The organism is Nocardia sp. NPDC003482, from assembly GCF_053588115.1.
Map to the genome: position 1 here is coordinate 64,684 of NZ_JBSFPI010000031.1, position 9,717 is coordinate 74,400.

Consider the following 9,717-nt stretch of genomic DNA (forward strand, 5'->3'; position numbering starts at 1 on the left):
CTCACTACTGCGGGACGGCGATCAGGGGATAGACGCCGTTCTCGTCGTGCACCTCCTGGCCGGTCACCGGCGGGTTGAACACGCACAGCATCCGCATCCTCGTGCGGGTCTCGACGCGGTGCCGCTCGTGACCGTTGAGCAGGTACATGGTGCCGGGGCCCAGTTCATAGCGTACGTCGTTGTCCAGGTCGTGCAGGGTGCCCTCGCCCTCGACCAGCCACACCGCCTCCACATGGTTGGCGTAGTGGAACTCGTGCGTCGTGCCGGGCTCGATGGTGGTCTCGTGGAACGAGAATCCGACGCCGTCCCCGGCCAGGATGATGCGCTTGCTGCGCCAGCTCTCGGCCGCGACGTCGCGGTCGGTCCCGGTGATCTCGTCGGTGGTCCGCACGATCATGGTCAGTTACCTCCTCGCACCATGTCCACGGCCCGGCCCAGAATGCTCAGGCCGTGGTCGAGCTCGTCGTCGGTGATCGTCAACGGCGGCAACAGCTTCACCACCTCGTCCTCGGCGCCGGAGGTCTCCACCAGCAGGCCGTGTTCGAAGGCGATGCGGCTGACCTTGCCCGCCTGGGTGGGCTCGTCGAACACCAGCCCGTGCACCAGCCCGCGGCCGCGGGTGGACACGCCGGTGTACTGCTCGGCCAACTCCGAGAACGACTTTCGGATCCGGTCGCCCTTGGCGATCGTCGACTTCTCCAATCGATCGTCGCTCCAGAAGTGCTCGAGCGCGACCCGGGCGGTGACGAAGGCGGGGTTGTTGCCGCGGAAGGTGCCGTTGTGCTCGCCCGGCGACCACTGGTCCAGGTCGCGGCGCATGAGCACCAGCGCCAGCGGCATGCCGTACCCGCCGATGGACTTCGACAGCGTGACGATGTCGGGGGTGATGCCCGCGATCTCGAACGAGAAGAACGGCCCGGTCCGGCCGCAGCCCATCTGCACGTCGTCGACGATGAGCAGAATGCCGCGCGCCGAGCACAATTCGGACAACCGGCGCAGCCACTCCGGGCGGGACACGTTGACCCCGCCCTCGCCCTGCACGGTCTCCACGATCACCGCGGCGGGCTTGTCCACGCCGGAGGAGTTGTCGTCGAGCGCCTTCTCCATCCAGTCGAGTTCGTCGCCGCCGTCGAGGTAGCCGTCGTAGGGCATCGGGTTGACGTGCACCAGCGGCACACCGGCACCCGCGCGCTTGGCGGCGTTACCGGTCACCGACAGCGCGCCCAGCGTCATGCCGTGGAAGGCGTTGGTGAAGTTGAGGATCGTGGTGCGGCCGGTCACCTTGCGGGCCAGCTTGAGCGCCGCCTCGACCGCGTTCGCGCCGGTCGGTCCGGGGAACTGCACCTTGTAGTCCAGCCCGCGCGGCTCGAGCAGCACCCGGTTCACTGTCTCCAGCAGTTGCTGTTTGGCGACGGTCGACATGTCCAATCCGTGCGTGATGCCGTCGCGCGCGATGTAATCCAGCAGCGCCTGCTTCAGGACCGGATTGTTGTGCCCGTAGTTCAACGCTCCCGCGCCCGCGAAAAAGTCCAGATAATCGCGGCCTTCGCCGTCTCGCAGCCACGCACCCTGAGCGGTGTCGAACAGCGTCGGCCAGGACCTGCAATAGCCGCGCACATTCGATTCCAAATTCTCGAAAACGGTCATCTCAGCGGTGGTCATCGAATGATCCTTCCTGAGGTGTGCGCAACTGCGCTTTCCTTCTCCCGCGCCGCGGTCGTGAGCGGCGCTATCCGGTACAGGTCCTCTGCTTCGTGCCCGTCCGGGAAATCCTGGGGTTCGAACAAGGTCTGGCGCGTCATGCGCGCGCCGCGGCGGCGGGCCAGCGAGGCGAACATCGCCAGCGATGCCTCGTTGTCCGGCGACACCGTCGTCTCCAAGGTCGAAATGCCTTGGGCCGCAACGGAATCTACCAGATGCTCGAGCATCGTCACGCTCAGCCCCCGGCCGCGGAAGTCGTGGTCGACGGCGACCTGCCAGATGAACAGCACATCCGGCGCCTGCGGCCGCAGATATCCGGTGATGAATCCCGCGATTCGACCATCGATTTCGGCGACCACCGAGGTGCCGCGAAAGTCGCGACACCACAGCAGATAGGCATAGCTCGAATTCGCGTCCAGCACCTGCGAATCGACCGCGATCTGCCACATCCGCGCGCCGTCACCGAGGCGCGGGGTGCGAATCACGGTCTGCGAGTGGGCCCGCCCTCTTTCGAGGGTGGCGGCGCCGGAGGAACTGCTCGGCATACTCGGTCTTCGGGTCTGCTTCACGTAGTTAGATTTGCCAGATTTCTTTGCGGGCAACCTGTCGGCTTCATTACAGTCGTGTTACGCAGGCGTCTTCAGTGAGTTGCGTCACTTATGGGTAGACAGACCGTGAATCGCGCTCCGCCGCCGTCGCGTTCGCCGCAGCGCACCCGGCCGCCGTGCGCCGCAACGGTTTCCGCGACCAGCGCCAACCCGATGCCGGTGCCCGTGCCGGAACGCCGCCCGCGGCGCACTGTGACGAAGCGCTCGAAGACGCGTTCGCGGTCCTCGGGCGCGATCCCCGGACCGGCGTCGTCGACTGTGATAATCACCTCGGTACCGGCACGCCGGGCGCCGACGGCAACCACTCCCCCGCCGTGGCGTTGGGCGTTCTCGAGCAGATTCACCACGGCCCGTTCGAGTTCCAGCTTGCGGCCCAGCACGGTCGCGTCGCCCTCGACGCGCAGCAGATCGGGCGGGACGCGGAGCTCGGCGAGGGTGTGGGTGAGCAGTTCGCGCACCGACAGCGGTTCGGCGTCGGCCGCGTGCAGGCGGGCCTCGGCGCGGGCCAGCGCCAGCAGATCGTCGAGCAGGCGGCGCAGATGGTCCAGTTCGGCGCGCACCAGATCCAGCGCCCGGCGCGACCGCTCGGGCAGTTCGTCCGCGTGGCGGCTCATCACCTCGACGCTGGTGGTCAAAGTCGTGAGGGGCGTGCGCAATTCGTGACTGACGTCACCCACCAGCCGCCGCTCGCGGTCGATCCGCCGTTGCAGCGAATCCACCATGGCGTTGAAGGCGTCGACGGTCGGCGCGAGATCGGGATCGTCGGTGTCGGGCAGCCGGGTGCCGAGCTGACCCGAGGCGATGCGGGCGGCCGTACCGGTCACCTGGCGCAGCGGCCCGAGCAGGCGGCGCGAGAGCCACAGCCCGAACACCGCGCCGATGCCGGTTCCGGCGATGGCACAGGTGATCAGCGTCTCCCAGAAGCCGCGGTGCAGCAGGGTGACCGACGCCGCGAGCAGCGCCGAGACCATCCCGGAGGTGGCGGCGAACGCGAAAACCGCTCGCGCGCGCAGGTTCTGGCGGCGCTCGGGCCGAGTCAGCACCTCACCGCCGGACGTCCAGCCGATACCCCAGCCCGCGCACGGTCACCACGAGGGCGGGTTCGGAGGGATCGCGCTCGACCTTGGTGCGCAACCGGCGCACGTGCACATCCACGATCCGTTCGTCGCCGAAGAAGCCACGGTCCCAGACCCGTTCGAGCAGCACGCTGCGGGAGAGCACCCGGCCGGGCGTCTCGGCGAGTTCGCACAGCAGCCGGAACTCGGTGAGGGTCAGATGCAGTTCCTCGTCGCCGCGGCGCACGGTGCCCGCCTCCGGCGAAAGCAGCAGCGGCGCTTCGGGATCCGCGTCGAGCACGACCTCCTGCGGGGCGGGCGGCTCGGCGAACTGCTGGGCGCGGCGGCGCAGGGCGCGCATCCGCGCGGTGATCTCCTTGATCTCGAACGGTTTGGTGACGAAGTCGTCGGCCCCCGCCTCCAGCGCGGCCACCACGTCGTGGGTGTCGTCGCGGGCGCTGACCACGATGATCGGCACGTCGTGGTCGCGGCGGATCTCGCGGATACAGCTGAAGCCGTCCATATCGCCGAGCATGAGATCGACGATCATCACATCGGGGGCGCCGTTGTCACGCAGATGCTCGAGCGCGTCCTCGGCCTCCTCGGCCTCGGCGACGTCGTATCCCTCGTCCTCCATGGCCAGCCGCAGGGCGGTGCGGACCCGGTCGTCGTCCTCCACGATCATCAGGTTCGCGCCCATCACTCAACCACCTCGCCACCGACACACGACGGTTTGCTGGGTACCCACCGGCCACATCGCGTAAACCCGCGGCAACACCCGCGGATGTGCGGCCGGTCGTGGGCGCTGCGTAGACTGTCCCGTCGGAGACAGTCGGGCGATTTCGCAGGAGAAAACCATGTCAGGTCGGCGCTGCCGATTCGGTATCGCCGTGGCTTGTGCCCTGGTGATGTTGTCGGCCGCGTGCTCGTCCTCGTCGGGGACCGTGTCGAAACCGGGGCCCGCGACGCCGGGCCCGGCGGCTCCCGTCATCGCGGTGACGCCCGGCAACGGCAGCAAGAACGTCGATCCCCTGGGCAAGATCGAGGTGAGCGCCTCCGACGGCATCCTGACCGACGTCAGCATGGTCAACGAACAGGGCAAGCCGGTGGAGGGCATTCTCACCCCCGACCGCACCGCGTGGAAGCCGAGCGGCCCGCTGGGCTACGACCACACCTACACCGTCGACGCGAAGGGCCTGTCCATCACCGGGCCGACCGGACCGTTCAAGGCGTCCTTCGCCACCATCACCCCCAGCAACCAGACCAAGCTGTACCTCACCACCACGGGCGGCCAGACACTGGCCGAGGGCGGCACCTACGGCGTGGGCACGGTGATCGTCGCGCACTTCGACGAGGACATCCCCGACCGGGCCGCGGCCGAGAAGCGGCTCACGGTCACCACCGATCCGCCGGTGCAGGGCTCCTGGTACTGGATGGACGACCGCAACGCGCACTGGCGGCCGGAGAAGTACTGGCCGTCGAACACCAAGGTGACCGTGCAGGCCAACATCTACGGCGCCGAACTCGGCAACGGCCTCTACGGCCAGGAGGATACGAAGACCACGTTCAAGATCGGCCCGTCGCACGTGGCGATCGCCGACGACAGCACCCATCAGGTGCAGGTCTTCGAGGACGGCAAGCTCATCCGCACGATGCCCACCTCGATGGGCCGCGGCGGCAGTGAGCAGATCGGCAACAAGACGATCTACTTCAACACCCCCGCGGGCGTCTACACCGTGATGGACAAGGGCAACCCGGTCATCATGGACTCCTCCACCTACGGCCTGCCGGTCAACGACCGGCTGGGCTACAAGGAGGCCATCAACTGGGCCACCCGCATCAGCGGCGACGGCATCTACCTGCATCAGCTCGATTCGACGGTGTGGGCGCAGGGCAGCTCCAACACCTCGCACGGCTGCCTGAACCTCAACGGCGAGAACGCCAAATGGTTCTTCGACTGGTCGATGCCCGGCGATGTGGTCGAGATCCACGGCACCACCGGCCCGCCGCAGCAGTCCTGGAACAACGGCGACTGGACCATCCCGTGGGCCGAATGGCAGGCGGGCAGCGCCCTGCGTTAGGGCGCGACGACGATCGGCACGAGGTAGCGGCGGGCGAAGTCGGCCAGCCGCTCCTCGGTCGCCAGATCCAGCGCGCCCTGCGGGGTCAGGATCAGCGAGTGCACCACGCGGCAGATGACCTCGCAGCGCGCGGTCAGGTCGGGCACCGGGGCCAGTAGCCCGCGGTCGACGGCCTGTTCCAGGGCCGCGGCGGCGGTGGCGACGCTCATGGCGAAGACGTTCGCGCCCGCGACGGTCAGGTTCATGATCACCCGCTCCGGCTCGATGTCGAGCATGCGGCGCACGAGAGGGTGTGCGCGCCAACGGGTTACGACGGTGACGAAGATGTCGGCCACCAGCCCGTCGAGGGTGTCGTGGCGATCGGGGATGCCCGCGATCTCGGCGAGCACGGCCCCGACCTCGCGCCGGACGACGGCGGCCACGAGGTCGTCGCGCGAGCCCAGGCGGCGGTAGACCGTCACGCGATCGACCCCGGCGTGGCGGGCGACGTCCTCGATGGTCGTCTTCTTCACGCCGACCTCTTGGAATCGGGACAGCGCCGCGTCCAGGATGCGCTCCTCGACCTCGTCGGCGATGTCCGCGCGCGATGCTGGGGTCTCCGACGCGGTCGTCACCCACTCAAACTAGCAGCCGGGCGCCTTTGTGCAACGTTTGTATCGAATTGTTGCGCAACATTGCGAGGAGGTTTGTTGCATTGTACGGTCGAGGCATGGCTGATACGGCTGATGCGACGACGCATCACTATCGCGACGAGGCGCACGCCATCACCGCCCGGGACGTCCGCTTCGACTTCGACTCGGTTCCGCTGCACTACATCCCGGGCGAGGTGCTGGCCACCCACATCGTGAACGTGATGCATCTGGTGCTGCCCGAGGGCGAGCGCGCGATGGCCCGGGCGCTCGCCGAGGCGCTGCCGCACATCGGGGACGAACGGCTGCGCGAGGAGGTGCGCGGATTCATCGGGCAGGAGTCGACGCACGCGAACAGTCACGAGGCCGCGCGCAGGCACCTGCAAGCCCTGGGCCTGGACGTCGACTCCTACGTGCGGGGCATCGCCTGGCTGGTCGACCGGTTCCTCGGCGACCACGGCCTGGCCGGGCGCGCCCGCGAGGAGTGGCTCAAGGAGCGGCTCGGCCTGTTCGCGGGCATGGAGCATTTCACGGCCGTGCTCGGGGAGTGGCTGCTCAACGCGGAGGTGCTCGAGGACAAGGGGATGCACCCCGCCATGCTGGATCTGGTCCGATGGCACGGCGCGGAGGAAGTGGAGCACCGCAGCGTGGTCTACGACGCCTACATGTATCTCGACGGGGGCTATCTGCGCAAGGCCCGCACGGCGGTGCTCGCCGCGGGCACGCTGTTGCCGCTGTTCGTCTTCTCGGCGGCCTATCTGTACCGCAAGGATCCGTCGCCGACCAAGGGCCGGTTCTGGGGCTGGCAGTTCCTCGACGCGACCCGCCGCGGCGTGATCCCCAAGTGGACGGTGTTCCTCACCGAGGTGCCGCGGTATCTGCGGCCCGGCTTCCATCCCTCGCAGCTGGGCCCGATGGACACCGCGCTGCGCTACCTCGCGCACTCCCCCGCCGCGCGCGCCGCGGACCGGTGATGGGCACGACGCCCCCGCCGGGGTTGCGCGTGGTCGCGGCGGCGCTGGGCCTGTACCGCTCGGTGGTCACCGCGGGCCGGGCCGCGCCGCTGCTGTCGCCGCCGAAACCCTTGCGGCGCATCGGTTTCGACCGGGACGTGGTGGTCGAGACGGTCACCCCCGAGGCGGTCGACGTGGTGAGCCTGACAGTGCGCGCGGCCGACGGCGGGACGCTGCCGAGCTGGCGGCCGGGGGCGCATCTGGACGTCTTCCTGCCCTCGGGTCGGCAGCGGCAGTACTCGCTGTGCGGCGATCCGCGCGACCGGTACCGGTATCGAATCGCGGTGCGGCGCATCGCGGACGGCGACGGCGGCTCACTGGAGATCCACGACCGACTGCGCGCCGGGTCGGCGCTGCGAATTCGCGGTCCGCGCAACGCGTTCACCTTCGTCGAGGCGCCGTCGTATCTGTTCCTCGCCGGGGGTATCGGCATCACCGCGATCCTGCCGATGGTGCGGGCCGCGGGTGCGCGCGGGCGGCTGGTGTACACCGGGCGTTCCCGCGAGACCATGCCGTTCCTGGACGAACTGCCCGGCGCCGATGTGCGGCCCGACGACGAATGCGGCGTCCCCGACGTCGCCGCGATCCTCGCGGCGGCGAAACCCGGTGCGGCCGTGTATGTCTGCGGTCCGCCGCCGATGCTGGCCGCCGCGCGGCGGCACCTGTTCGAGCTGAATCCGACCGGCTCGCTGCACACCGAACGCTTCTCCCCCGCCCCGGTCGTCGACGGCCGCGCCTTCGAGCTGACCCTCGCGCGCACCGGCCGCCGGATCCGGGTGGGCGCCGAGGAGACGGCCCTGGCCGCGCTGCGCCGCGAACTGCCGGACGTGGATTACTCCTGCCGCCAAGGGTTCTGCGGCACCTGCCGGGTGCGGGTGCTGTCCGGCGCGGTGGACCACCGCGACCACGCCGGGATCGACCGCGACGAGCAGATGCTGGTGTGCGTGTCCCGGGCGGCGGGCGACCATCTCGTACTCGACCTCTGATCGGCGAAAGGATCGCCCGTGACACCCACCCCCGAGCACCGGCACATCGTGGTGATCGGCGCCGGATTCGGCGGCATCGGCCTGACGATCAAGCTGCGCGAGGCCGGTTTCGACGACGTGCTCGTCCTCGAACGCGCCGACGACCTGGGCGGCACCTGGCGGGCCAACACCTACCCGGGCTGCGCCTGCGATGTGCCCTCCCAGCTCTACAGCTACTCGTTCGCGCCGAATCCGCACTGGTCGCGCGTCTACGGACAGCAGCGCGAGATCCTGGAGTATCTGCGGTCGGTCGCCGCCGAACACGATGTGCCGCGGCACATCCGGTTCCGCACCGAACTGCTCGACGCCCGCTGGGACGACGACCGCGCGGTGTGGGATATCGACACCACGGGCGGGCGGCTCACCGCCGACTTCCTGATCTCGGCGACCGGCGTGTTCGCCGAGGCGAAGTATCCGCGCATCGCGGGCGCCGATACCTTCGCCGGGACGAGTTTCCACTCGCTGCACTGGGATCACGCCCACGATCTGCGCGGGGAGCGGGTCGCGGTGATCGGCACCGGCGCCTCGGCCGTGCAGTTCGTGCCGGAGATCCAACCCCTGGTGAAAGAGCTGTTGCTGTTCCAGCGGTCGGCGCCGTGGATCGTGCCGCGTCTGGACCGGCCCACGCTCGCGCTGGAACGGCAGCTGCTGAGTCGGCTTCCGTTGGCGCGGAAGGCGATTCGCGGCGGCTGGTACGCGGCGATCGAGGGGTTCGGGCTGATCTCGTTGGTGGATCAGCGGTTCCGGCACCTCTACGAGCCGCTGGCGAGGTTCCAGCTGCGGCGGCAGGTCCCCGATCCGCGGCTGCGGCGCACGCTCACCCCCGATTACGTGATCGGCTGCAAGCGGGCCATCTTCTCCGACGCCTACCTGCCCGCGCTGACCCGGCCCAATGTCGAGGTGGTCACCACCGGCATCGCCGAGATCCGGCCGCGTTCGATAGTGCTGCGCGACGGCACCGAGCGCGCGGTGGACACCATCGTCTACGCCACCGGCTTCACCCCGATCCCGAGCGCCTACGACCGCATCACCGGGCGCGCGGGCACCTCGGTGGCGGAACTGTACGACCAAGAGCCGCAGAGCTATCTGGGCGTGGCGCTCGCGGGGTTCCCCAACTTCTTCATGACGCTGGGCCCGTTCGGCGCGGCCGGGAACCAGTCCGCCGTCTTCATGATCGAATCGCAGATCGCCTACATCGTGGACGCGCTGAAGACGGTGCGCCGCAACGGTTCCCGGCGGGTGGAGGTGCGCCCGGCGGTGCAGGAGCGGTTCCTGGCCGAGATGGCCGAGCGCAGTTCCTCGACGGTGTGGCTCATCGGCGGCTGCGAGAGCTACTACACCACGCCCGACGGTCGCAACGCCGGGCTGTATCCCAACTGGAGCTTCGAATACCGCAGGCGCACACGCCGATTCGACGCGCGATCCTACGAGGTGACCCGATGAGCGCGCCGTCCTTCCCCGTCCGCGATCGGGTGGCGCTGATCACCGGCGCGGGTCGGGGCATCGGCCTGCGCCTGGCGCGGGAGCTGCACCGGCGCGGCGCGCGGATCGCGGTGGTCGACATCGACGAGAGCGCCGCGGCCGCGGCGGCGGCCGAGCTGGGCC

Annotated in this window: 11 protein-coding genes; 5 read left to right on the top strand and 6 right to left on the bottom strand. The window is 69.2% G+C overall.

From position 1 onward, the window contains the following. Positions 1 to 4 precede the first annotated feature (4 nt). The 5 genes from ACWDSJ_RS33940 to ACWDSJ_RS33960 all read right to left on the bottom strand — a co-directional run bounded on the left by ACWDSJ_RS33940 (position 5) and on the right by ACWDSJ_RS33960 (position 4,064). The gene (locus ACWDSJ_RS33940) at positions 5 to 397 is read right to left on the bottom strand and encodes an ectoine synthase (RefSeq protein ID WP_387355905.1); all 393 of its coding nucleotides are present in this window, start codon (positions 395 to 397) and stop codon (positions 5 to 7) included. Between the two features lie 2 nt (positions 398 to 399). Next, the gene (gene ectB, locus ACWDSJ_RS33945; RefSeq protein WP_387355903.1) at positions 400 to 1,662 is read right to left on the bottom strand and encodes a diaminobutyrate--2-oxoglutarate transaminase; all 1,263 of its coding nucleotides are present in this window, start codon (positions 1,660 to 1,662) and stop codon (positions 400 to 402) included. Beyond that, positions 1,659 to 2,246: a diaminobutyrate acetyltransferase gene (gene ectA, locus ACWDSJ_RS33950; RefSeq protein ID WP_450036840.1), complete on the bottom strand. Its 588-nt coding sequence runs from the start codon at positions 2,244 to 2,246 to the stop codon at positions 1,659 to 1,661. The genes ectB and ectA overlap by 4 nt, the downstream gene beginning before the upstream one ends. Before the next feature lie 95 nt (positions 2,247 to 2,341). Continuing rightward, positions 2,342 to 3,352, bottom strand: a complete 1,011-nt coding sequence (locus ACWDSJ_RS33955) for a HAMP domain-containing sensor histidine kinase (protein ID WP_450036841.1) — start codon at positions 3,350 to 3,352, stop codon at positions 2,342 to 2,344. A 1-nt stretch (position 3,353) separates the two neighbouring features. Then, positions 3,354 to 4,064 (bottom strand): response regulator transcription factor, encoded by a 711-nt coding sequence (locus tag ACWDSJ_RS33960; RefSeq protein WP_387355899.1) that lies wholly within the window; start codon positions 4,062 to 4,064, stop codon positions 3,354 to 3,356. Between the two features lie 157 nt (positions 4,065 to 4,221). Here ACWDSJ_RS33960 and ACWDSJ_RS33965 point away from each other — a divergent pair, with 157 nt between their 5' ends. Beyond that, positions 4,222 to 5,445 (top strand): L,D-transpeptidase, encoded by a 1,224-nt coding sequence (locus tag ACWDSJ_RS33965; RefSeq protein WP_450036843.1) that lies wholly within the window; start codon positions 4,222 to 4,224, stop codon positions 5,443 to 5,445. On the opposite strand, the gene ACWDSJ_RS33970 is transcribed toward ACWDSJ_RS33965, so the two are convergent. Continuing rightward, positions 5,442 to 6,059 carry a TetR/AcrR family transcriptional regulator gene (locus tag ACWDSJ_RS33970; RefSeq protein ID WP_450036844.1) on the bottom strand — a complete coding sequence of 206 codons (618 nt, stop codon included), beginning with the start codon at positions 6,057 to 6,059 and terminating at the stop codon, positions 5,442 to 5,444. The genes ACWDSJ_RS33965 and ACWDSJ_RS33970 overlap by 4 nt on opposite strands. 95 nt (positions 6,060 to 6,154) lie before the next feature. On the opposite strand from ACWDSJ_RS33970, the gene ACWDSJ_RS33975 reads away from it, so the two are divergent. The 4 genes from ACWDSJ_RS33975 to ACWDSJ_RS33990 all read left to right on the top strand — a co-directional run. After that, on the top strand, positions 6,155 to 7,048 hold the full coding sequence (locus ACWDSJ_RS33975; RefSeq protein ID WP_450036845.1) for a metal-dependent hydrolase: 894 nt from the start codon (positions 6,155 to 6,157) through the stop codon (positions 7,046 to 7,048). Beyond that, complete coding sequence (locus tag ACWDSJ_RS33980) at positions 7,048 to 8,073, top strand: PDR/VanB family oxidoreductase (RefSeq protein WP_450036847.1); 1,026 nt, start codon at positions 7,048 to 7,050, stop codon at positions 8,071 to 8,073. The genes ACWDSJ_RS33975 and ACWDSJ_RS33980 overlap by 1 nt, the downstream gene beginning before the upstream one ends. An 18-nt stretch (positions 8,074 to 8,091) precedes the next feature. After that, entirely contained in the window at positions 8,092 to 9,555 is a 1,464-nt protein-coding gene (locus ACWDSJ_RS33985) for a flavin-containing monooxygenase (RefSeq protein ID WP_450036848.1), read from the top strand. Continuing rightward, positions 9,552 to 9,717 (top strand): SDR family NAD(P)-dependent oxidoreductase (locus tag ACWDSJ_RS33990; protein ID WP_450036855.1); only part of this gene is annotated, 166 nt, incomplete at its 3' end. The genes ACWDSJ_RS33985 and ACWDSJ_RS33990, both read left to right, overlap by 4 nt.

Excerpts from the sequence above, each read along its gene's own strand:
- ectB (WP_387355903.1), bottom strand. The coding sequence starts at position 1,662 with ATGACCACCGCTGAGATGACCGTTTTCGAGAATTTGGAATCGAATGTG.
- ACWDSJ_RS33975 (WP_450036845.1), top strand. The coding sequence starts at position 6,155 with ATGGCTGATACGGCTGATGCGACGACGCATCACTATCGCGACGAGGCG.
- ACWDSJ_RS33965 (WP_450036843.1), top strand. The coding sequence starts at position 4,222 with ATGTCAGGTCGGCGCTGCCGATTCGGTATCGCCGTGGCTTGTGCCCTG.
- ectA (WP_450036840.1), bottom strand. The coding sequence starts at position 2,246 with ATGCCGAGCAGTTCCTCCGGCGCCGCCACCCTCGAAAGAGGGCGGGCC.
- ACWDSJ_RS33960 (WP_387355899.1), bottom strand. The coding sequence starts at position 4,064 with ATGGGCGCGAACCTGATGATCGTGGAGGACGACGACCGGGTCCGCACC.
- ACWDSJ_RS33940 (WP_387355905.1), bottom strand. The coding sequence starts at position 397 with ATGATCGTGCGGACCACCGACGAGATCACCGGGACCGACCGCGACGTC.
- ACWDSJ_RS33980 (WP_450036847.1), top strand. The coding sequence starts at position 7,048 with ATGGGCACGACGCCCCCGCCGGGGTTGCGCGTGGTCGCGGCGGCGCTG.